The following is a 23,410-nucleotide window of genomic DNA, read 5'->3' as shown; positions in this document are numbered from 1 at the left end:
CACAACTCCATTAAAAAAGTAAGTCGATTTCAATTCGGCGGTTTAATGCCTTATCTGAATTCGTATTGCTCACTAAAGGCTCTGCTGAACCTTTTCCTTCTGGCCATAACCTTCCCATTAAGCCTGTATTCTTAGCCATTGAGTTTGCTACTTGTGTAGCCCTAGCTAATGATAAATGCCAATTCGAAGGATACTGACTGGTACTTATTGGGCTATCGTCGGTGTGACCTGTGATTAAGATTTTGCCTTTTGTTCCTTCAAGGCTTAGCGCTAACTTCTCTAAAATTGGTTGAAAAGACGGCAAAAGTATCGCTTCGCCTGAGTTAAACAAACTCTCATTATTTATTGTTATTCTGATTCTATCTGTTTGTTGCTCAACACTGACTATACCGCGTTGTATTTCAGTGTGTAATAACTGGGTTAACAAGTCCAATTGCTTACTTTTATTGCCTTCAACTTGTGAAGATGACAAAGGATGAACTAACTTCAAATTTTCAGCTGTTGCGTCAACTTGCTCATTAAGGCGCATGTTGAAAAACAAATAAACCACAAGCGCAATTAAAGCAAGCACCGAAATTACAACCCAAAGTGGAATTTGATTTCTTAGCTCCATACCTGCTGCAACACGGCTTTTCCAGCTAGGTGCTAAAAATTGGCTATGTGGTCCATCTATTTGATTAAGAATGTGGTAAATTCTATTACGGTAATCTTCTAGCTTACTTTCCCCGCTGGCTTCAACTCGAAACTTACCTTTAAAACCTAAATTTAAGCAGTGGTACTGTAGCTCTAAGAAGTTTCTGTTCATTTCTGGGTGTACTAAAGCATCATCAAGCAAAGTAAAAAAGTACTCACCACCAAATGTTTCTTTATGAAAAGTAGATAGCAAGCTCTCTTCAGCCCATTCCAGCGAACTCCATTTAGCATTTAATACAGCTTCATCAATAACAGCACATAGGCAATAACGTGCATTATTAATGACCGTAAGTTCAATAGACTTTGCACGTAGATTGGTTTCAAATCGCTTAATTGATTCAATAGCCCGATGCTTTAAAGCTGCTAGACTGTCAATTTGTGATGACTGATTAATAAAAATAATCAATGAAAAGCTGTCATTAGCTGCATCGAGTAATTCATTTTTAAAAATTGATACAGAACTAACATTCGCCTTTTCAGGTGAAGAGTGACTAAAAGAGACAACGGTTTTGTCACTCGAACCTTGTGATGCATCAGCATTTGATTTATCTCGGCTTAAACGGCCGGGACGTGGTTTGATTATTGTTTCATCCATTGAAACGCTTCCTTTTTAGCTTCTAATTGCCCAAAGAATTAAGTTTAAATCAGGGTAGTTGCCCGACAAATGAATAGCGATACCACCGCTTGATTTGAGTTTGCTCCAATGTTCACTGTTTTTATTGAGCTCAAAATAATGATACCCAGCATGGTAAGGCACTTGACGTGGAGCCGTAGGTAAGCCATTAATTGAGATCCCTGGCAATTGGTTATTTACTAAATCTCGGATCGACTCAACGCTACCAATCTTAATTTGCGAAGGTAATAGTTTTCTTAACTCTTCATGCGGAATACTCGCTTTAACTGCGAGTACAAATTGAGCAGAGTCAAGTATCGACTTATCTCTTAATGCACCAAATGAGATACCAAATTTGCTTTGTTCTAATTTAATTTCAGTGGCTGTTTGTTCAATCACCTGACTTAATGATTGATAAAGGAAGTTCACAACTTCTGCAAAAACAAACTGTAAATTTGTATGGTCATATTTAGGAAGTTGCGGTACCCGCTTGTTAACAGCACTAAAAGTTGCAAGTTCTCCTGCAAGCTCAATTAGTCGCGTGTAAAGCTCTCGCGGATGAACACGTGAATGCGTTAATAAGCTTTGAAAAACTGCATCATATTTATTAAGAGTTTGTAGCATCAGAAAATCGGCCACTGATGTACTACCTGCATACCCTTGGCACAGCCTCACTGCAATACTTTCAGCACGTTGCTTAATTAAGCCTGATACTTCTCTAACAAGCGCTGTTAAAGGCTTATTACTGCTAACATAGAGGCTTGGCGGAACATACTTAGAGTCAAGTTTAATTGCCCCTTCACTAGTCACTTCTGTAATTCTTGCAAGCGGCAGCAAGACATAACCTGATGTATCATCAGACATTAACATCAGTCTACTATGAAGCTTAGCAACTTGAATCATTTCTTGAGCTTGAGAGCCTAAACTGTCATCACTTACTGATAAATCTGCAACTCGGTAACGTGTCACCAATTCGTCGTCTTTAGAAGATAGATTAATGCCACTTCCTTTCAGAGCCGGTATTGCAAGGCATACTATTTCATCATAGGCACTTTTAGCTACAATCAAAGGTTCAGGAAGGTATTCATCGCCGGGCATCTGAATTGGGCATAAATCTGCTGAAATAGCAGACAACTTATCAATGGCAAATTGGCCTGTTACAAGTAGTTCACTATTAATCTCAAGCTCTATAACTCCCCATGAATCAGGAACAGTGCCCTCTATAACTCTTCTAATTACACTAGAAACATGCTTATCTGCCTGTTGAAAGTGCTGAGGTCTTAAGAACATTCCTTCTGTCCATGCGACCCGCGTGTAATCACTCATGTTTATTCCTTTAATCTTTCATATATACAGCTAACGACTCAACATTTACGTCAATGTCATCATAGCCTGTTGGATCAACCTCTATTACCGCGCGCCAACGGGCTTTTTCAATATCTCTATAAGCGACTACAACACCAACAAAGCGAGTGTTTCTATTTAAATTCATTTTATATTCAATTGTTGAACCAGGCTGTAGCTCTAGCTCATCTTTTTTTAGAAGATCAGGCCCAAGTACTGCTTCAGGATTTTCATACAAACTAAAAAAATCTTGCGTATCGAAAATGGTGCGAGAGCTCAGTTCAAACACTTTGTAAACAACAGGTGAAGGACGATCAGAGATATCTGGATTCACATCTGAGGCCACTGAAATATTTAAATCAGTAGATGGGGGCACAAACTTATTTACTGTTGTACAGGCTGTTAAAAATACCCATAAAGCACCTACAAAGGTAAGCTTGAACTTCAACATTGCATTATTCCTTCATTGTAATACAGCTAATTTCCACCATTGTACGCCTTCAGAAAATCATCAGAAAACGCTAAAACGCCTTTAGCTTTAACATCATCTGTAATATCAGCATACAATTCGTTATATATACGCCAGCTAGAAGCACCACCATAAGCAGGCAATGAACTAAGCAACCCACCATTATTGCTTTGTGCTTTTATGCCATCGGGTGATAATTGTTCTAAAAGACCATTAAGTGCCCCTGTTGCACCTGCTAATAACCCTTGCTCGTGAAGTTTTGTATCAACAAAGCTTTCTTTAACTGCTTCATTCGCTGGCAAAAAACTTGCACTATTGCGAACAAAAAGATTCTGCATTACATCATCAATGGTTGCTGAAAACTTAAGTGGATTATTCTGTTCAACTTTAAACGTTGTGTGATTCAATTTCAGTTGATTCTTAATATTTGTTCGCTGGCGAATCAAATCCATCGAGCCTTCAAGGAAAAGCTTAAAGCACTCCCCCATACGTTGCCATGTGTCTTCATTTTGCAGCTCAGCTGATAGCTTTTCATTGACACTTAAGCCATTTAAAAATGAAGAGATTAACTTCGATGAGTTAGGAATTTGATTATCTTTTACAGGTGCGCTAACAGAGGCGTTATTTGCAGCAATTGCACTATTGCCATTATTAAACGGCTTACTATCGTTAACTGCTGGAGTGCTAATTACAGGCTCTTCTGCCGGTAATACAGGCACGCTATTTTCTTTTTCTTCTGCCGTAGCTGAAAGTTGTGCGAGTTCATCCCAATCCTCTGGAATGGGTTGACTCAGGCTTTGTTGTGAAAATATGTCGATATTATCACTCGGTGCTTCCGTAAAAGTAGGCGCTACTATTGCCTCTTCCAGCACATTTGAACTGTCATGAGCTACTTGTCGCTCAGCAGAGCCACTAAAATCTTCAGTTGAGCTCTTTAATTCAGGCTGTAATGGGTTAAATGAGTTGATTTGCGACTCAAAACCTTGTGGTTGATTAGCTTGCTGGATTGTAGATTCAATTTGATAGTCACCAATAGTGAAAACATCACCATCACTAAGGCGGTGCTTATTTTCTTTACCTAAAGGAGATACAGAAAAGTTTACAAATAGTCCATTGGTTGAGTAGTCATATACATAAAAGCCATCAGTTTCTTTTACGATTTTGCCATGACGGCCAGATATTACTTTTTCAGGATCAGGTAAATACCAATCACACTGTTCTGAACGACCAAAAGTTAATTCATTTTTTACTACTTTTTTCGCATCTATCTCAGGAGACAGCCTGTGATAACTGGTAACATTTAGAATCACTTCCATTTGATTGTTAGTCCCATAAATACAAACATTCTAATAGGATAAAATACTTCACGGAATAAAGTCAACGCGCAAAAATACCCAAATTTGAAATTTAAAATAATTTTAAAAAACAAAATAAAAGAACATAAAGTAGTACCCACTTAAAAACCAAACCTTAAGTACTATTTCATTAATATAAACTGAATGATTGCTTATTGGTGTATTTTTTGTAAAATATGCACCAGTCAAAAGGAGATTGATTTTATAAAAAGGAATTATAATGACTTCTGAAAACGATAAAACACGTATTGCCTCAATAAAAAATAAAAATGCAATACAAAAAGAAAGCAAGCTTCATCTAATTGGTAAAACACTCGCAAAACGCTATTTAATTGAAGAATTAATTGGCGAAGGTGGGATGGGTTATATTTACCGAGCACGAGACACCTATCTAAATACTCATTCTAATCAAGATGATATTGTAGCGATAAAAGTATTACATCCAGAGCTAGCTGACTCTGAAGATGCGTTATTGTTGTTGAAAGATGAGACTATTAAAACTCGCGCTCTCTCTCATCCTAACATTGTGAGAGTTTTTTCTGCTGCATCAAGTGACATGTACCATTTTGTAGTAATGGAATGGATTGAAGGTGAAACTCTTGAGCAATTAATTAAAAGAAATAAACCCAGTGGTTTATCTCAAAAAAGAGCTAAGCCTATCATAAATCAGCTAATCGATGCCCTTACTTATGCCCACTCTAAGGGAATAGTTCATAGTGATTTAAAGCCTTCAAACATAATTCTTGACTCACAAGGAAACTTAAAAATCTTGGATTTTGGAATTGCAAAGACAAATCTACATGAAGATAAATATGCAGCTCCAGCTAACGATGAACAACCTAATAGCAATGGATATACTCCTACTTATGCGAGTCCTGAGCAATTAAATGGAGGCAAACCTTCCGCCAAAGACGATGTATTTGCATTTGGCTGCCTCGTATTTGAGTTATTAACAAGCAAGCATCCGTACAATAGAGTCGCTGCAAATCAAGTAGCAAAAGATACAAGTGTCAAGAAACCAAGCAATTGCTCTATCAGTGTTTGGCTCAAACTCAAAAAATGCATTTCACTTGATGCTGCAAATCGTCCTAAATCATTGTCCGAAATTAGGTCCGAACTAAACAATAATAGAACCACTCTATTTATCCATGCAGCTTGCTACGCTTTACTTCTTGGCGGTGCTGGTTACCTTTACTTCTCTCAAAGTGATACACAGCAATTGATTGAAGCAAACTATCAGAACTCGCTCGCAAAAGTTGAACAACTTGAAACATGGATGGGTTGGTCTAGTGATGGCTTACCACAACGCCTAAATGAAATACCTCCACAATATAAAGTTTTAAAAGAAGGGCTTTTAGCTGTCCATCAAAATAAAATCGTAGAAAAATTTTCTCAGCAGGTTGAAGATTTACCACGAACTTCCATAAATACAAGAGCGTATGATGAAGCTATTCATATCTATGACGAAGCGAAAAAGGTCTACCCTGATTCTGAAACACTAAGTAATAAACTCGAAAGTTTACTTACTGAAAGGCAGTCGATCCTTTCTAATCTTAGCTATCGTCTGGATGTACTTTTATCGCAATCGAGGTATACCGAGAGCGGTGACAATAATATAGATAGCCTTGTATCTCAAATAAACATTATTGATTCTAGTTTTGTATACACACCCAACCAAGAACACATAGATAATTTCAAACTAGCTGTTTTAAGCTCGATTGAAAACGAGGATTTCGTTACACAGAAAAGGCTACTTGATGTAGGTGAATTAGTTTTTTCAAATACTTCAGAACTTGAGCCACTTGTTACTGCGTTGAGGAAAAAAGAGTCAGCCATGATCGCTTTAGCTGAATATAAGAAAAAAATCAGTGAGGGGATCACAGTCAGTTACCCTGACGATGACGCAAAGATTTTTTATCAAGAAAAGTTAGCAAAGTTTAGCTCTCAACTAGCTAATGTTTCAGACTATAAGCAGCTTATCGAATTTGATGAGTCATTTAGCAAAGAAGCAGAAATTTTCCCTGAATCATTTGAGCCTATTTTAATGATCAAAGATCAGATAGCGACAACGTATATTTCTATGGCAAGCAGCTTAATGAAAGTAAAAATGTACCGAACGGCAGAGAAGCTAGTTGAACGCAGTGAAGAAATACGGAAGAGTCTAGAAAATACCCTCTAACTCAGTAACTTAAATAATCAAGCGTCAGAGAAGAGCAATTTTGCAAAGTTTTACTTTTGAAAACACCGCTCTTCTTCTTTCACGTTTACTAAATAGTGTAATTAAATGGAGTAATTATGAAAAAATTAAGTCTGGCTTGTGCGTTAGTAATACTAGCGGGCTGCTCATCAACTACAGAAGTTTCACCGGAGCCAGAGCCAATTGTAGAGCCTGTAGCTGAAGTGGTAGAAGAAGTACCTGTAATTTCATTAACGGTAGTCACAACACCTGATGATGCGCGCGTTCGTATTATGAATATTAAACCTGTTTATGAAGATGGTATTGAACTTGATGAAGGTAAGTACGACATTGAAGTAACCAAGCCAGGTTACTTAACTTACCGCAAATGGGTTGTTGTTGATAAGAAAACAATTCTAACAATTGAACTTGATAGCATTGAATCAATTCAAGCTGCTCAATAAGTGGTTTTAACAAAAAAGGAAAGCTGTTGCTTTCCTTTTTTGATCTACTTTTAAATTAACTGAAAATAATACAGCGACCATATCGCACTACAATTAACAATAACTGTTAACCAGAGTACGGCAATAAAACTCCGTTTTTTAGATTTGTGTCTTAACCATTGCTGCGCAATGAATGAACCTGGCCAACCGCCGATTAACCCTAATATATGCAGTGTACGCTCAGGTACTCTTATAACATGCTCGCCATGTTGCATTGCTAAACGTTTATCCCAGCCATACACCAAAAAGCTTATTAAGCTCGCTACACTGTAAGTGCCTGCAATAAAGTAGGTAATATTAAGTTGCCATGATGTCAGCCATAGCAGCGCTAAAAACAACAATGAAAATGTAATTAATGTTTTCTTAATCAACGAAGTATCACCTATACTGTGCAAAACAAATTAATTTTATCGGGGCGCTATTATGGCATACCTAAAATCACTTTTACTATCAATCTGCCTGTGTTCGCTTTCTGTTATGGCAGCAGAGCAACAACTTGATGACAAGCTAAAAGTGTTTGAACCTTACTTAGGCACGTGGCAGTCAGACTTTAATGTCGCAGCAGGTAAACCTGCGGTGCAAGATGTGAGTACCTGGCAACGCGCGCTCAATGGCACGGCTATTAAAACCATTCACTCTATCAATGAAGGTGAATATGGTGGTGAGTCGATGATTTTTTGGGACAATAAAAAGCAGTCTTTGGTGTTTTATTACTTCACTACAGCTGGGTTTTACACCCAAGGCACTATGAATGTACTTAGCCCTATTCAGTTTGTTGCTTATGAAAATGTAACGGGTAATAAAGATGGGATCACTAAAGTCAAATCGACAAGCGAGTTTAAAGATAACAGCTTTGTAGTGTCGACCTCTTACCTTAAAAAAGGTCAATGGACAAAACCCGATACCCGAACTTACACCCGCAGCGAAAAAACGGTTAAGTTTAAGTAAGCTATACCCAAACCACCTCAAGATGCAGAAACTCGCACCTTGAGGTGGTTTGGGTATATAGCCGTGCTTTATTTATTACTTAATAAATTTTTTAAACGGCTGATCAACAGGCGTATCAGCTAAATGGTTCGTATAATTACTCATTACTTTTTGTGCTAAACCTAGAACAATTTCTAATAATTGCTGATTTCCATAACCCGCACTGTAAAACTCTTCTAACTCACTTTCGTCAATTACACCTCGGTTGCGCGTCATTGCTAAGGTTGTATTTCTTAAAGTTTCTAACTTGGGATCAGCAAGTGGAGTTTTATTAACTAACGCATCAACAATCTCTTGATCAACCTTCATACTCGCAGCGATTGCACTATGTGCAGGTACACAATAATGACAATTATGTTCAACATTAATTGTTTGCCAAACAACTGTCAGCTCTTGAGCATTAAACGATGTTTTTTGAAATAACTCATGAAGCACTTGGTAACCTTCAAGTAGTGTAGGTGCCTCTGCCATCACGGCATGTAAATTTGGCAACATACCAAAGGCTGATACTGAGTTATCGATAAGTGCTTTTGAGCCCTCTGGCGCGGTTTCTTTTGTGTAGAGTTCAAAGTTTTTCATGTTATCTCCTATCGTGTCTGACTAAGATTTATGATTAGCCTAGTTGTTTTTGAGCAGTTGTTCAAGTTAAAATTGAACAACTGCTCAATTTTGGTATTCGTCATGGTCAATAAAGTTAAATTCAATCGCGATGAAGTAATCACGAAGGCACAAATGCTATTTTGGAAAAAGGGTTTTTCTACAACATCTACCCGTGATCTCCAAACGGTCGTTGATATGCGCCCAGGCAGTATTTATTCAGCGTTTGGTTCAAAAGAAGGTTTATATTCAGAGTCTTTAAAAGTCTATGCTACGCAACTTAAGCTGTTGCTAGCGAGCCATATTGAGAATAGCGAAACAGTGCTTGATGGCTTACATGCATTTGTTGTTACGGTACTTGAAAGTGCTGAAGATGGATGTGAAGTATGTATGTTAATCAAAGCAAGTATAGAATTCGATCACACTCAGCCTAAACTTAAAACGTTAACCGATGACCTTTTGCAGCAGTTTGAACACGACTTATCGACTCTATTTGATATTGCACAACAGCGTGGTGAACTACCCAACACTCATAGTCCGCTAGAATATGCTCGTTTATTTCAGATACAATTTACTGGCTTAAGAAGTTATTTACACAGGCCAATGTCGAAACCGATGACTGAGCAGCTTATTGGTATGATGTTCACACTTATAAAAAATTATTAAAGGGTAAGGCGTTTATCACCTTACCCTCACATATCAATGTCTAAAGTCTGACATTAAAGCCGGAATACCTGGCAGCATCCCCACTATTGCCATCACGCTTGTTAAGATAACAAACATCACTAATGGAATAATCCAGCGGCTCATTGGAGACAGCTCAGAGCTTCGCTCTTTACAACCAATTAAGCCCAAATTGTCGAGCAACATAGTTAATGACCAACCAAATGCAGGGTTCACTAAGGTCGAGGAAAACACCACAATAGCAGCTGATTGCGTAGTTTTACCTTCACGGGTCATTTCCATGCCAGCTTCAAGAAGTGGGATAAACACACCAACTATTAGCGCGACGCATAACACAGGTTGCCAAATAGCTAAATCCATTGGGTAGCCCCAAATACTGGCAATGATACAAAATAATGCTGTTAACACCGCTCCCGCAGGAATTGGGCGTTTAGCGATAGCTGCTGGCACGATGTAGGTTCCCCATGACGAGGTAAAGTTAGAGCCGCCTAACAATGAACCAAATGTCTGGCGGATTGAAGCACTAAACATGGTATCGTCAATGTTCATTTGTACTTTTTCAGTGCGTTCTGGGTAACTAATTTTTTGGAATACTTGATGTCCTAAAAAGTCAGGTGACCACATGGCAACCGCAAGCACCGCGAATGGCAAGACCACTACAAAGCTCTCTAGGGTTGGTAATCCCAGCATCCAACCGGTATTTTCACCCCACCAATACATTGGGTTCATATTTGGTAAACCCGGTGCTGTTTTAAACTCAAACGGCGCCCCTAGTAAAAATGCAATTAAACCGCCAAGAAAGCAACTTAATGGCACGGCTAACCAACGTTTTTTGTAGTGCTCAAGTAAGGCGTACAACACGATAGTCGATAAAATTACAATGAAAGCAATATGGGTCATATCAATGCCTTCAGCCCATGCAAACAGCTTTTTAACCTGTGAAATCGTACCAATAAAGCCAAGGTAAAGCAGTAAACCGCCACACACGCCTCGGCTGGTTAAACCCGCCAGTAAACTCCCGCCTTTACTAAGCGCCAGTAATAAGCCAAACGCCCCTATCAGTAAACCGAAGGCCATTGGGTGACCACCCGCTGCCACCACTATCGGGATCAAAGGAATAAGCGGCCCATGCGTACCCGCTAAGTTTGCTGTTGGTAAAAAGAAGCCCGAAAATAATAAAATGAAGAGCGATACAATTAACAGCTCATAACGCACGTTTTCTAAAATAAAGCCTTCACCTAAGCCCAATGGCGCTGCAAATGTTGCAGCAATTGCACCCACCATGACCACCTTGCCTATGGTCCCTGCCATGGCAGGGATAGAGTCTTCTAATTCAAACCGATAGTCACGAAATGGTAAATTTGGACGCCAACGCTTAGGCTGCATAATTTGTAATTCGTGTTCAAGGTATTCGTCACGACTCGAAAATTCACTGCTGGGTTTATGAAGATCTTGATAGCTTTGTTGCTTCTTATTCATAAGTTCTCCTACTACCTATCTTGAAAAATTGTGTGAGTTTTTATTATGCAGTTAGGGTAAAGCAGCCTGACGTAAAACACGATTAGGCAAAAGGTAGGGTATGAATTTATAAAATAGGTGTTTTTAATAAACTGAGAGCATCCGAAAATAAATTTAATACATTGATATAAATAGCTTTATTTATAAAAAATGCTTTGAAAGAGTAAGCTAAAGGTTATTTTTCAAACACATTAACTATTAGTCTAATAAATTGTATGAATAGCAGACAATCAAGTTGTTAAGTCACAGAAGACAAGCGTCACGCTTGCTTGGCGCACGAAACACGCTTCACGCCTACGGCCAAGGTTTACTTTTGTGTGGTGATTAATCATTCATGACTAAAGTCATTCCTACGATAAATGAGGTGCGAGGTGCGAGATGCGAGGTGCGAGGTGCGAGGTGCGAGGTGCGAGGTGCGAGGTGCGAGGTGCGAGGTGCGAGCATGAGCTTAAGTTTCTTTGCACTATACGACTAGTAATTAATTAACGGCTCTGATAAAAATACACTGAATATGGAAGAAAACGAGCTATAAGCCCGTTAAGTTTAATGGAATTACTATCCTAGTGAGGTTCAAATGGAAATTGAAGTAACCAGACCAAAACAACATCATGATAAAATTAGAGATTACACTTTATGGGCCGATTATAAAAAGATCGGAAAAATCAAACCCAACTCTTTGACCAACTACACAATACCTGACGACGCTAGATTTATCTGGTTCTCCATTGATTGGTGCTCTAGCCCTAAACTTTCTGTCAAAGATATTCAATCAAATAAAGTAACTGTTTCGAACACTATGAGCAGTAACTTACTATCGGGTCTATTTTTACCCATTTATTACGTTACTTTTGGTAAAAATAAATATCTAACAATTACGAGCGATGTATAACCACCCTTAATCGATTTCAGATTCGATTACTTCATCGCATAACGATATTTTTACCCTTCGTCGCGGCATAAAGCCGCTGCGACCTGTAGGCGTCACGCTTGCTTGGCGCACGAAACACGTTTCACGCCTACGGCCAAGGTTTACTTTTGTGTGGTGATTAATCATTCATGACTAAAGTCATTCTTACGATAAATAGATACAAGATGCGAGCTTGTAGCAGCGATTTCACATCGCGTTTTTCTCGCATCTCTTATCTCGCAACTAGAACTTATAGCTCCCTCTCTATTTCGTTTTTAACTTATTCAACTCATCATCTTGTTGTGCAACAAGTGCATTAAGAGTTTGGCTACCATCACCGGCTTGGGTAGATAGCTCAGCGAGTTGTGATGCGGCATCTGAAATTAACGTCAGGTTGCGGTTTATTTCTTCTGTGACCGAGCTTTGCTCTTCTGCAGCCGTTGCGATGTGGGTAATTTGTTGCGTGATTTCGTCTACTTTAACTACAACTTCGTGTAATGCATCAAATGCAACTGAGGTTTCATCTACCGCGGTCTGTGCACGCACAACACCTTGTTCAATAACCTTAGACGCATTACCTACTTCTAGCTGTAAGCTGTCAATTAAACCACTGATGTCATCGGTTGATGAACGCGTTTTTGAAGCAAGAGCCCTTACTTCATCAGCCACCACCGCAAAGCCACGACCTTGTTCACCAGCCCTTGCTGCTTCAATTGCCGCATTCAGTGCAAGTAAGTTTGTTTGCTCTGCAATCGTTCGGATCACGTCTAAAATTTGTGTAATGTCGTTACTGCGTGCCGCAACTTTTTCGACCGCTTGATTAGCCTCTTTAATTTCGTCCGACATGGTTTTAACTTGGGTAACCGCAGACGACAAGCTCGATTCACTGCTAACAACTAAACCATTTATTTCATCGGCTTGTTGCGCTGACTGCTCTGAGGCTCTTGCAACTTCAAGGGCTGTTGCGCTCATTTCGTTCATAGCGGTCACTACGCTCTCAATTTCTTGGAATTGAGCTTGAACGTTGTGCTTAGTATCAACGGCAACACTAGTCGCTAGGTGAGCCTGCTCTTTGGTTTGCGTTGATACATTCTTAAGCTCACCAATTAAATCGCGCAATTTAGCAAGAAAAGCATTAAAGCCAGTTGCTAATGCGATTAGCTCAGCGTGAGTATCAACATGTAAGGTCTGAGTTAAGTCACCTTCAGCACTAGCAAGGTTATCAACGCGCTTTTGAATCTGCTGTAATGGTGCCACAATTGTACGGATCACTAAGGTCATGATCACAAAGGCTGCACCAGCAATAATAATACCCGTCACCAAAATCAAACCACCTAGTGTATTGGCATTTTCACTCATGCTATTTGCTAGCGCTTGAGGCCCTTCAAGGGCAAGCTCGGCGGGTACTTCAATCAGTAAGTTCCACTGTGTTTTTGCAAGCTTTATGGTAATTGGGTAGTTAACTAAATACTCATCACCGACTTTAAATACACCACTTTGCTTTTTCGCTTTTACGTAATTGTCTAAAGTGCTTTTAGCCACCGCCTCTTTCAACGGTCTGCCAAGCTTATCTTTGTAATGGCTGCTACCAACCACTAAATCGAGTGAGCTTAATAAAGTGACTCGGGCTTTGCCGTTATACAATTCTTTTGAGAGTTGCTCGGTCATGCTTTGAAATACAGGCAATGTTAAATCAACCCCGGCAACACCAATAAATTCGTTATCACGAAGAATGGGCACAGTTAAAGAGGTCATCATTTCAGAATAACCAGGGGTGATTTCGTATAAGTAGGGTTCCATAATACATGGCACTTTGGTGTCTTTTACACACAAGTACCACTCAGCTTCACGCTGACCAAATTCATTGAGCGTATCCACATATTTTTCAGCCGCATCGTCAACTGCCTGCTGTTCTATGCTGCCATCTCTATTACGAGTAAAGTAGATTTCTAAAGTACCTACACCAGCAACTGAGTGATCATATCCACTAATAAAATTAGCATCTCGGCCATCAAACGCATTTGCTTCAAATTGCGAATAAATAGATGAAAGAATAGTATTTTTTTGTAGCAAAGAGCGATTTAACTCAACCACCGCATCTCGAGTTAAGGTGCCTGCTGCATCGTGATCCCCTAAGATTGCTGCAAATGAGTAAGGTACTCGATAGGCTTCGTTTATGAAACCTGCAACTTGTTCACCATACGCTACGGCATTTGAGGCTAGCTTTTCTTCAACTTCGGCGACAATCAGCTTTTCTGATTGCGCAGCTAAATCTTGGTTACTGCTCGATAATTGCCACCATAAAACACTTGATAAAACAAAAACGGTTATGAAAATGCTTCCAACTGTAAGCCATAACAACTTTTTCGCTAACGCTAACTGCCGCATTGATTCTTCCTGCTACTATTATAAATCACCTTTAGTTTAGACCATTTGACTGGTTTCATTAGGATAAATATAAAAAAAGTATGATTTCTAATAATTAAAAAGTAAGTTAATAATCAGCTAAATTAATAATAAACACCAATAGGCGAAAACAATGCAGCAACACACATTTGATTTTGACCAAATTATTATAGGCTCGGGATTTGGTGGCTCTGTGAGTGCGCTTCGCCTAAGCGAAAAAGGTAACCGGGTTTTAGTACTTGAAAAAGGTCTTCGCCGCGAAGATAAAGAGTTTCCAAAGACCAACCTAGATATCAAAAACTATATGTGGCAGCCAGAAATTGGCCTTAAAGGCTGCATTCAATTTTCGTTTACCAGCAAAGTCGCAGTGTTACATGGCGTTGGTGTTGGCGGTGGCTCACAAATTTATGCCAATGTGCACCTTATTCCTGATGATGAAGTCTTTCAATCTCCTGCTTGGACACGGATAAAATCAGACTGGAAAGACAGCCTCCTGCCCTACTATGGCCTTGCACAGCGCATGTTAGGTAGCGCCAAAAATACCTATACCAATGTTGCCGATCACACACTAAAAGACATTGCTGATCAGATGGGGCAAGGCGACTCATTCAAAACCGTGAACACCGGGGTGCTTTTTGCAAAACCCGGCGAAGCCTATAAAAAAGAGCTACCCGACCCATACTTTAATGGCGATGGTCCGAGGCGAAATACCTGCCATTACTGTGGTAGCTGCATGATTGGTTGTCGCCATAATGCCAAAAATACTTTAATGAAAAATTACCTGTACTTTGCCGAACGCAACGGTGTAGAAATAAGACCTAGCTCTGAAGTAATCAAAATCATCCCGCTTAATGCAGATGGCAGCGCCGGATACAAAATTAAAATTAAAGATACCAGCCATCGCAATAGCCATATTTATACGCTGACAACACGGGGCGTCGTGCTAAGCGCAGGGGTCATGGGCACCGTGCCTTTGCTTTTAAAAATGCGCGATAAAGACAAAACACTGCCCAATATTTCAGCTTGGCTAGGCCAGCAAATTCGCACTAACTCAGAAACCCTCACCACCGCGAACAATACCACTAAAAAAGTTGATGATGGCGTTGCGATCAGCTCATTTATTTCGGTCGACAAAGACACCAACATTGAAATTTGCCGGTTTAGAGAAGGCGCTGATGGCACATGGCTATATTTACCTTACGTTCCTATGGTGACAGGCAAAGGCCTCAAGCGTATTGCTAAGTTTTTAGTGAATACACTGCGCCATCCAATAAAAACAGCTAAAGTATTGCGGCCAAAAGGCAAAGCCCGCAGCTCAATTGTATTTTTGGTGATGCAAAAATCCGAGGCGTTTATTCACCTTGAATGGCGACGCAAGTGGTATCGGTTATTTAAGAACAGCATTACTGCGGTGCAAAAAGACAATGACACGCCGCTTAGCGTTAGTTTTCCAAAAGCAGAAGAAGCAACCAAACTCTACGCCGAAAAACTCGGTGGCGTGCCCGGTTCAGCCTTAACTGAAGTGCTCTTTGGTGCCCCAATGACGGCGCATATAATGAGTGGAGTCGCCATGGGCACTGATGCCTCTAACGGCGTTGTTGATAGCTCAGGTGAAGTGTTCGGCTATCAAAACCTACGTGTTATTGACGGCTCAATCATACCCGGAAATTTAGGGGTAAACCCATCATTAACCATTACCGCATTGTCGGAATACGCAATGAGCCAAATACCGGTATTCGATGCAGCCCGAGCAAGCAAGATAAAGCCAATACAATTTAGTGAACCACGCGAAGGTCTAGTATCAGCACTTACTGGTTCAGGCGATTTAGCAAAATCGATTGCTGAAAAACAAAAAAGCCGTGTATAAAGCACGGCCTATTTTGGTAAATAGCGATTAGATCACTGATAACTCTACAGCAATGTTACCGCGTGTTGCGTTTGAGTATGGGCATACTTCGTGCGCTTTATTAACCAGTGCAAGAGCGGTGTCTTTATCAAGATCACCTACCGATACCGCAAGCTTAACTGCAATACCAAAGCCACCTTCGATAGGACCAATTGATACTTCAGAGTTAATGTGGGTATCTGCTGGTAATTTAATTTTTGCTTGGCCTGCCACTAACTTTAATGCGCCGATAAAACAAGCCGCGTAACCAGCTGCAAATAACTGCTCAGGGTTTGTACCTTGACCATCATCACCACCTAACCCTTTAGGAGTTGATAGTGCCACATCTAAACGACCATCGTCTGATTTTGCTGTGCCTTCACGGCCACCTGTTGCTGTTGCTTTTGCTGTGTATGCGACGCTTTGTAGTTCTTTCATGATTACTCTCCTAATTGAGTGAAAATATATTTTGCATGCAAAGTATATTAGATCAGCTTTTTCGGGATTGCAAATACTTTGCATGCAAATTAAAATACTCGTGTTGAATTTTGAGGATCGTGCATGAAATACCCACAACTAAAATTAGATAACCAGCTATGCCACCGCTTGTATATGGCATCGAATGGGATTGCCCGTGCGTATCGAGATTCTCTCAATCAATTAGATTTAACCTACCCACAGTACGTAGTTATGATGGCGCTGTGGGAAAAAGATCAGATCAGTATTGCTGAGTTACTTGAAAAAACCGCCATAGATGGCGGTGCGATGACGCAAATTTTGAAAAAAATGAGCGATAAAGCATTGTTGTCAATCACTAAGGATAGCCATGATAAACGCAAACGACTCGTGCAGCTCGAAGCCAAAGGCAAGGCGATGCAAGATCAAGCCGCTGAGATACCGTCGCAAATTCGTTGTCGCTTCCCGAGCATTAACGAACAACAAGCACTGCAACTAATTGAATTACTCGATTTAGTAAATAGTGACCTTAATTAACAAAAATTATTTGAAAGTGAATTTGGATTACACCTCTTTTTAATATAATTCTATACGCTATAGTGTTTAAAACTCATCAATACGGACACCATTATGAAAGCATTTGGATACACTACAGCAACCCCAACGTTATCTGACTCATCACTACAAGCGATTGAATTAGCTGATCCCGTTGCGACAGGTCACGACATTCTTGTCGCCGTAGAAGCAATCTCAGTAAACCCTGTAGATACTAAAATTCGCGCTAATGTTTCACCAGACAATGGCTACAAAGTTATTGGCTGGGACGCCGTGGGGACGGTTAAAGCCGTTGGTGACAAAGTATCGTTATTTAATGTCGGTGACCGTGTGTTTTATGCTGGCGACTTAACGCGCCAAGGCAGTAATGCTGAGTTGCAACTTGTTGATGAACGCATTGTCGGTCTTGCACCAACAAGCCTGAGTAATAGTGAAGCAGCCGCCCTGCCCTTAACAAGTATTACGGCATGGGAGCTATTGTTTGACCGCTTACAGATCGAAAAGACAAAGAACAATAAGCCAGCCTCTGTATTAGTAATAGGTGCCGCAGGTGGTGTAGGCTCAATTTTAGTGCAGCTTGCCAAACAGCTTACCAATTTAACCGTTGTTGGTACCGCCGCACGAGAAGAAAGCGCCAACTGGCTTAAAGGTTTAGGTGTTGATCATGTGCTTGATCATAGCAAAAACCTTAACGAGCAACGTCTTGCGGCCGACCTGAATGAATTTGATTACGTAGTGAGCTTAACGCACACCGACCAACACCTTGATAGCATTATGGAAGTGATCAAGCCACAAGGTAAATTGGCACTGATCGACGACCCTGCAAGCTTTGATATTTTGAAGTTAAAGCGTAAAAGTATTTCGTTGCATTGGGAGTTTATGTATACCCGCTCAATGTTCCAAACAGAGGATATGATTGCCCAGCATCAGCTTCTATCAGAACTTGCCACCTTGGTTGATAACGGCACAATTAAAACAACATTGGGTGAGCATTTAGGTAAGATAAACGTAGCAAACCTTATTAAAGCCCATGGGATTTTAGAATCTCACAAAGCTCGCGGAAAGCTTGTGTTGGAAGGGTTTGAGTAACGAAGGGAAAGTTACGAGGTACGAGTTTCGAGATACGAGATGCGAGCATGTAGCAGCGATTTCATATTGCGTTTTATTCTCGTATCGCACCGACCTCACCCATGTCGCGGAATAAAGCCGCTACTACCTGTAGGCGTCACGCTTGCTTGGCGCGCGAAACAAAAAATTAAGATTCAAGTTACGAGATGTGAGGGGCGAGCACGTAGCAGCGATTTCACATCGCGTTTTATTCTCGTATCGCCCCTACCTAACCAATATCGCGGCATAAAGCCGCTGCTACCTGTAGGCGTCACGCTTGCTTGGCGCGCGAAACAAGTTTCACGCCTACGGCCAAGGTTTTACTTTTGTGTGGTGGTTAATTATTCATGACTAAAGTCATTCCTACGAGAAATAGATACGAGTAGGTAGCAGCGATTTCACATCGCGTATTTCCTCGTTCAACAATAAAAGCACGCATCATTAAAGTGCATTACTGCATTTGCCTTTCACTATTTTAGTGCCTGATTTTAGGGACACCCAAACCACCATGAGTTAAATTATTGATTTTTAACGCATATAAATTTAATAAAGGTTTGGCACAGATCTTCCAATAGTGAGTATGAACTGGCACTAACAAGGAGACTAACGTGACTAACTTCTTTCACACTCTTTATCTACTTTGGCGATTAGACATCAGCACATGGCATATACATGAAGCAAACGATCCGCATAATGTTGCTGATTTGGAGCGTCGCTATGTTAAATAATGATCCTGCATTTATTGAAGCGCTAAAAAAAATTTCGGTGCACCAACTGACAATCACCGAAGCGTCTGAGCAGTACCACATTCCTAAGCGTGTGTTATATAAAGCTGCACGACAGCAACAAGTTAAACAGAACAAACAAAAAGCGTATTTAATTGCTACTCAGAAACGCCTTCAACAAAGTTTGCGTCATGTCGAATTAGAGTTAGCTGGCTTCAGCTAAATAACTTCTGTATGGTTAAAATACATGCACAATAATGATGGATTAAGTATGCACGCAGTAGAAGTTAATTTTGATGGCTTAGTGGGGCCTACCCATAATTACGCGGGATTATCGTATGGCAATGTCGCTTCACTAAGTCACGCCTCTTCACATTCAAACCCTAAAGAGGCTGTACTACAAGGCCTTGAAAAAATGAGGGCGATGCACGAGTTAGGACTAGAGCAAGGTATCTTTGCACCTCATGCTCGCCCCGACATTAGCGTACTAAAACGACTGGGCTTTACAGGCAGCGATAGCCAGATTATTGAAAAAGCATTTAAAGCCGACCCAGTTTTACTGCGAGCTTGTTACAGTGCATCGGCCATGTGGACAGCCAATGCTGGCACTATCTCGCCTTCAGCCGATACCCTTGATGGCAAAGTACACTTTACGGCTGCTAACTTAAATAATAAGTTTCACCGCTCGCTAGAACCCGTTACAACTACAGCATTATTAAAAGCCATGTTTAACGATGAGCGTTACTTTAGCCATCATACGCATTTACCTGCTCAAGGCTTTTTTGGTGATGAAGGCGCCGCAAATCATAATCGATTATGCGACAGCCATGCAGATACAGGGCTTGAGATCTTTGTTTATGGGGCAAGTAGTTTTAATAGCGCCTTACCAAAACCTGTTAAATTTCCTGCAAGACAATCTCTTGAGGCTTCGCAAGCAGTTGCCCGTTTGCATCAGCTAAAGCCAGAAAATCAGTTATTTATTCAACAAAATCCTGATGTGATAGATCAAGGTGTCTTTCATAACGATGTGATCGCTGTGGCCAATGGCAATGTACTTTTATGCCACGAACAAGCCTTTTTGCACCAAGCAGATACGCTGAAACAAATTAAACAAGCCTACCTTGGCAACAAGCCGCTACATATTATTGAAGTGCCAACCAATAAAGTGAGCATTACAGATGCTGTAAGCAGCTATTTATTTAATAGCCAATTAATTACCTTAAGTGATGACAGCATGATACTGGTTGCCCCTAAAGAGTGTCAGCACAATCAAGCTGTTCACGATTACATTCAAGAAATGATTTTGGCTGATAACCCTGTTCAGCAAGTGCGCTTTTTTGACTTGCGCCAAAGCATGCAAAATGGCGGTGGCCCTGCTTGTTTACGCTTGCGTGTTGCACTCAATACTGACGAACTAGCCGCGGTTAATCCGGCAGTACGATTCAGCGAAGAAAAATATACCCAACTAGTAAATTGGGCGAATAAGCATTATCGTGACTCGTTAAGTAGTGATGACTTTGCCGATCCGATGCTTTTAACCGAAAGCTATCAGGCACTTGATGAGCTAACCAGCTTACTTAATTTAGGTTCTGTGTATCCATTTCAACAAGAATAAATAATGAAAATTAAAGCAGTGCATTCTATAAAAGGGGTGTCGAAATCCCTCAATAATTTGCTGATTGATAGCGTGGCCAGTGGCGCGTCAATTGGCTTTATTGCTCCTTTATCATTACAGTCAGCACACGACTACTGGCAAGGGGTTGATAGAGATTTAGCAACGCCTTACCGTAGGCTTTACCTTGCCCTAAATGGTGATACGGTGATTGGTTCAGTACAGCTTTCTTTATGCGCCAAAGCTAATGGCGCTCACCGCGGTGAAGTAGAAAAGCTCATGGTGCACAGCGAATATCAAGGCCAAGGAATTGCAAAACAATTGATGAATAGCTTAGAGACCGACGCGCGTATTTTAGGTATTCAATTACTATTACTTGATACCCGCCAAGGTGACACTGCCTCATATTTGTATCGTAAACTCGATTATATTGAAGCTGGCACTATTCCTGGATTTGCGAAAAGTTCCTCCGGTGAATTTGATGCAACAGTGTATTTTTATAAACAAGTCGCATAAACCAGCTTCAATAGCCTATCGATCTAACCATAAAGTCGACTAATAAAACTTTTTAAAAGTACTAAACTAGTACTGCGGATTTTTATTAGGAGCGATAAATGGCGCTATCAATACAGCAACGGGTACTCTTTCTAGCCCTACTTCCCCCCCTACTCATTGCAATTATGCTGACACTCTACAACTATGTGCAATCAAAACACAGTGGTGCACAAACCGTTGAAAGTTTTGCAACACAAATGGAAAACGACCGTAAGTCTGAAGTTAGCAATTACCAAAAAATTGCCATGAGCTCGATTGCTAACCTCATCGCACAAGATGATGGCTCTAATACTGAGCAACTACAAAACCAAGCAAAAAGCATTTTACGTAATTTGCGTTTTGATGATGCTGGCGATACTGGCTATGTGTTTGTTTATGATGTAAAAGGTGTCAACATTGCCCATGGGGTTAACACCTCTCTTGAGGGTAAAAACCTTTATGATTTCAAAGATCCTAATGGGGTTTATCTCATTCGAGAACTGATTGATGCTGCAAAGAACGGCGGTGGTTATGTGCAGTATTCTTGGAAAAATACCAATGGCAGTGTGAATCCTAAGCTCGGCTATGCCGCTTTGGTACCAAAATGGAATTGGGTGCTAGGAACAGGTTTTTGGATCAGTGGTCTTGAGCAACAAGTCGCAGCGACAGAACAACGCGTTAATGAAGGTATCGATAATGCCTTTATAAACACCATCATCGCTTCTGTATTTGCTGTCGCAATTACCGCAGCTATTGCAGTGGTGGTATCGCGCAGTATTACTAGCCCTTTGCACACAACCGTACTAGCAATGAACGATATATCACAAGGTGATGGTGATTTAACCCAACGTTTAATGGTGAAACGAGACGATGAACTGGGCAAGCTTGGCAGTTCATTTAACCGCTTTGCCGATGACGTTGGTAAAATGGTTATTGATATTCGCCAATCATCGCAATCGATGAATCAAGCGTCACATAAGCTCAACGAGCTACTTGCCAATATGCACGCAGGTATTAATCGCCAACATGAAGAAAGTGAACAAGTTGCAACCGCAATAAACGAAATGTCGGCGGCGTCAATGGAAGTTGCACGCAGTGCGCAAGAGGCCTCAACGGCTGCTGAGCATGCCGATCATTTAGTCAAACAGGCTAACAACCAGTTGCTCATTGCCATAAAGGTGATTAACGGCCTCGCTAAACAAGTTGATGAAGGGGCGAATGCGGTCGATCAGCTTAATCAACAATCGAGTCAAATTGGTAGTGTGCTTGATGTGATCAGAAACATTGCCGAGCAAACAAACCTACTAGCACTAAATGCGGCAATTGAATCTGCCCGAGCTGGTGAAGCGGGTCGTGGCTTTGCGGTGGTGGCTGATGAAGTGCGAACGCTTGCAAAACGCACGCAAGATAGCACTCATGAAATAGAGGCGATGATTGAGCAAGTACAACAAGGAACAACAACTGTAAATAACATTATGCAGTCAATCAAATCAGGCAGTGCAACCAGTGTTAATGAAGCGGGCGAAGTCGAAAAAGCACTCAATGAAGTATTGCTTTCGGTTAACACTATCACGTCACAAAATGCACAAATAGCCACAGCTGCTGAAGAGCAAACATCAGTGTCTGAAGCGATTAACCAAAACATGACGACCATTGTCGATATTGCGAATAAAACCGCCAATGATACCGATGTAGCCACATCGTACATGCACGAGCTGACAGGCACAGCAACTCAGTTAGAACAAAATGTAAGTCGTTATAAAACCTAATATCTAGCGCCATGGTTAAGCAGGTAAATGTGCCTGCTTAACAAAAGTCATTGGTCTTTTGTAAGTTCTTTAACCAATCAAACAAATCGTTATCGTAGCGCTTTAAGCGTTGTTGGTGTTTGTCATTAAGGCTGTAAAACGGCGCAAAGCAAATATATTTTTCGCCCATAACAAGCACTAATCGCAAACCAAAAAACGAGTAATGGTGAATAAATTGCACTTGTCTTGCATGCATATGGCGGCATTGCCCGAATAAGTTGCGGTAATGCACACCGTGGCGGCATACCGTTAAATTGCGTTTTGAATTAAATACAAGTACAGCTAATAGTAATGAAACAGAGCACAACAAAAAACTAAAAAGTAAATTACTTACCTCCGATTTACTATTCATAAACCCCACTAGTAAAAGCATATTTACTGCACTTAATAATGCCCAGCTCATAAGCTCAAAGCGCTTTTCCAAGTCAATAACCTTCATTTTCGTTCCTAGGTTCTTATTTTTTGTCATGGTGTCA

Annotated in this window: 22 protein-coding genes; 12 read left to right on the top strand and 10 right to left on the bottom strand. The window is 40.6% G+C overall.

The annotated features are described in order from the left end of the window. Positions 1-10: 10 nt before the first annotated feature. The 4 genes from tssL to tagH are packed head-to-tail and all read right to left on the bottom strand — an operon-like array spanning position 11 to position 4,435. Entirely contained in the window at positions 11-1,288 is a 1,278-nt protein-coding gene (gene tssL, locus BIZ38_RS01670) for a type VI secretion system protein TssL, long form (protein WP_138618872.1), read from the bottom strand. Between the two features lie 15 nt (positions 1,289-1,303). Beyond that, positions 1,304-2,632 (bottom strand): type VI secretion system baseplate subunit TssK, encoded by a 1,329-nt coding sequence (gene tssK / locus BIZ38_RS01665; RefSeq protein ID WP_187489391.1) that lies wholly within the window; start codon positions 2,630-2,632, stop codon positions 1,304-1,306. A 10-nt stretch (positions 2,633-2,642) separates the two neighbouring features. Then, a complete protein-coding gene (tssJ, locus tag BIZ38_RS01660) occupies positions 2,643-3,101 on the bottom strand; it encodes a type VI secretion system lipoprotein TssJ (protein WP_138618868.1) in 459 nt (152 codons plus the stop codon). A gap of 26 nt (positions 3,102-3,127) precedes the next feature. Then, positions 3,128-4,435 (bottom strand): type VI secretion system-associated FHA domain protein TagH, encoded by a 1,308-nt coding sequence (tagH, locus tag BIZ38_RS01655; protein ID WP_187489390.1) that lies wholly within the window; start codon positions 4,433-4,435, stop codon positions 3,128-3,130. A gap of 259 nt (positions 4,436-4,694) precedes the next feature. Here tagH and BIZ38_RS01650 point away from each other — a divergent pair, with 259 nt between their 5' ends. Both BIZ38_RS01650 and BIZ38_RS01645 read left to right on the top strand, forming a co-directional pair. Beyond that, on the top strand, positions 4,695-6,653 hold the full coding sequence (locus BIZ38_RS01650) for a serine/threonine-protein kinase (RefSeq protein ID WP_187489389.1): 1,959 nt from the start codon (positions 4,695-4,697) through the stop codon (positions 6,651-6,653). Positions 6,654-6,769: 116 nt separating this feature from the next. Beyond that, positions 6,770-7,114 (top strand): PEGA domain-containing protein, encoded by a 345-nt coding sequence (locus tag BIZ38_RS01645; protein ID WP_138618862.1) that lies wholly within the window; start codon positions 6,770-6,772, stop codon positions 7,112-7,114. 50 nt (positions 7,115-7,164) lie between these two features. On the opposite strand, the gene BIZ38_RS01640 is transcribed toward BIZ38_RS01645, so the two are convergent. After that, entirely contained in the window at positions 7,165-7,524 is a 360-nt protein-coding gene (locus tag BIZ38_RS01640) for a DUF1294 domain-containing protein (protein WP_138599195.1), read from the bottom strand. Between the two features lie 52 nt (positions 7,525-7,576). Here BIZ38_RS01640 and BIZ38_RS01635 point away from each other — a divergent pair, with 52 nt between their 5' ends. Then, positions 7,577-8,101, top strand: coding sequence for a hypothetical protein (locus tag BIZ38_RS01635; RefSeq protein WP_187489388.1), 525 nt, complete (start codon positions 7,577-7,579; stop codon positions 8,099-8,101). A 75-nt stretch (positions 8,102-8,176) separates the two neighbouring features. On the opposite strand, the gene BIZ38_RS01630 is transcribed toward BIZ38_RS01635, so the two are convergent. Beyond that, on the bottom strand, positions 8,177-8,719 hold the full coding sequence (locus BIZ38_RS01630; RefSeq protein WP_054553610.1) for a carboxymuconolactone decarboxylase family protein: 543 nt from the start codon (positions 8,717-8,719) through the stop codon (positions 8,177-8,179). A 102-nt stretch (positions 8,720-8,821) separates the two neighbouring features. Between BIZ38_RS01630 and BIZ38_RS01625 the strand changes: the two genes are divergently transcribed. Further along, positions 8,822-9,403 (top strand): TetR/AcrR family transcriptional regulator, encoded by a 582-nt coding sequence (locus BIZ38_RS01625; protein WP_187489387.1) that lies wholly within the window; start codon positions 8,822-8,824, stop codon positions 9,401-9,403. A gap of 33 nt (positions 9,404-9,436) precedes the next feature. Here BIZ38_RS01625 and BIZ38_RS01620 read toward each other — a convergent pair whose 3' ends face one another. Further along, entirely contained in the window at positions 9,437-10,900 is a 1,464-nt protein-coding gene (locus BIZ38_RS01620; RefSeq protein WP_187489386.1) for a DUF3360 family protein, read from the bottom strand. Positions 10,901-11,513: 613 nt separating this feature from the next. On the opposite strand from BIZ38_RS01620, the gene BIZ38_RS01615 reads away from it, so the two are divergent. Beyond that, a complete protein-coding gene (locus BIZ38_RS01615; RefSeq protein ID WP_187489385.1) occupies positions 11,514-11,828 on the top strand; it encodes a hypothetical protein in 315 nt (104 codons plus the stop codon). Positions 11,829-12,110: 282 nt separating this feature from the next. Here the strand turns inward: BIZ38_RS01615 and BIZ38_RS01610 are convergent, their stop codons facing one another. After that, entirely contained in the window at positions 12,111-14,234 is a 2,124-nt protein-coding gene (locus BIZ38_RS01610) for a methyl-accepting chemotaxis protein (RefSeq protein WP_054553606.1), read from the bottom strand. Positions 14,235-14,385: 151 nt separating this feature from the next. Here BIZ38_RS01610 and BIZ38_RS01605 point away from each other — a divergent pair, with 151 nt between their 5' ends. Continuing rightward, a complete protein-coding gene (locus BIZ38_RS01605) occupies positions 14,386-16,119 on the top strand; it encodes a GMC family oxidoreductase (protein WP_187489384.1) in 1,734 nt (577 codons plus the stop codon). Positions 16,120-16,146: 27 nt separating this feature from the next. On the opposite strand, the gene BIZ38_RS01600 is transcribed toward BIZ38_RS01605, so the two are convergent. After that, positions 16,147-16,575: an organic hydroperoxide resistance protein gene (locus tag BIZ38_RS01600; RefSeq protein ID WP_054553604.1), complete on the bottom strand. Its 429-nt coding sequence runs from the start codon at positions 16,573-16,575 to the stop codon at positions 16,147-16,149. 123 nt (positions 16,576-16,698) lie between these two features. Between BIZ38_RS01600 and BIZ38_RS01595 the strand changes: the two genes are divergently transcribed. The 6 genes from BIZ38_RS01595 (at position 16,699) to BIZ38_RS01570 (ending at position 22,895) form a co-directional block, all read left to right on the top strand. Continuing rightward, positions 16,699-17,130: a MarR family winged helix-turn-helix transcriptional regulator gene (locus tag BIZ38_RS01595; protein ID WP_054553603.1), complete on the top strand. Its 432-nt coding sequence runs from the start codon at positions 16,699-16,701 to the stop codon at positions 17,128-17,130. Between the two features lie 93 nt (positions 17,131-17,223). Next, complete coding sequence (locus BIZ38_RS01590) at positions 17,224-18,237, top strand: zinc-binding alcohol dehydrogenase family protein (protein ID WP_187489383.1); 1,014 nt, start codon at positions 17,224-17,226, stop codon at positions 18,235-18,237. 735 nt (positions 18,238-18,972) lie between these two features. Next, positions 18,973-19,203: a helix-turn-helix domain-containing protein gene (locus tag BIZ38_RS01585; protein WP_054553601.1), complete on the top strand. Its 231-nt coding sequence runs from the start codon at positions 18,973-18,975 to the stop codon at positions 19,201-19,203. A 48-nt stretch (positions 19,204-19,251) separates the two neighbouring features. Beyond that, entirely contained in the window at positions 19,252-20,595 is a 1,344-nt protein-coding gene (gene astB / locus BIZ38_RS01580) for an N-succinylarginine dihydrolase (RefSeq protein WP_187489382.1), read from the top strand. Between the two features lie 3 nt (positions 20,596-20,598). Beyond that, positions 20,599-21,108, top strand: a complete 510-nt coding sequence (locus tag BIZ38_RS01575; RefSeq protein WP_054553600.1) for a GNAT family N-acetyltransferase — start codon at positions 20,599-20,601, stop codon at positions 21,106-21,108. A gap of 98 nt (positions 21,109-21,206) precedes the next feature. Continuing rightward, the gene (locus BIZ38_RS01570) at positions 21,207-22,895 is read left to right on the top strand and encodes a methyl-accepting chemotaxis protein (protein WP_187489381.1); all 1,689 of its coding nucleotides are present in this window, start codon (positions 21,207-21,209) and stop codon (positions 22,893-22,895) included. Positions 22,896-22,932: 37 nt separating this feature from the next. On the opposite strand, the gene BIZ38_RS01565 is transcribed toward BIZ38_RS01570, so the two are convergent. Further along, positions 22,933-23,373, bottom strand: a complete 441-nt coding sequence (locus tag BIZ38_RS01565; protein ID WP_054553598.1) for a hypothetical protein — start codon at positions 23,371-23,373, stop codon at positions 22,933-22,935. Positions 23,374-23,410: the final 37 nt, after the last annotated feature.

This window comes from Pseudoalteromonas sp. BZK2, assembly GCF_014349195.1.
GTDB classification, from domain to species: domain Bacteria; phylum Pseudomonadota; class Gammaproteobacteria; order Enterobacterales; family Alteromonadaceae; genus Pseudoalteromonas; species Pseudoalteromonas simplex.
The sequence above is the reverse complement of the archived record's forward strand: the minus strand, read 5'-3'. Positions and strand labels throughout refer to the sequence as shown.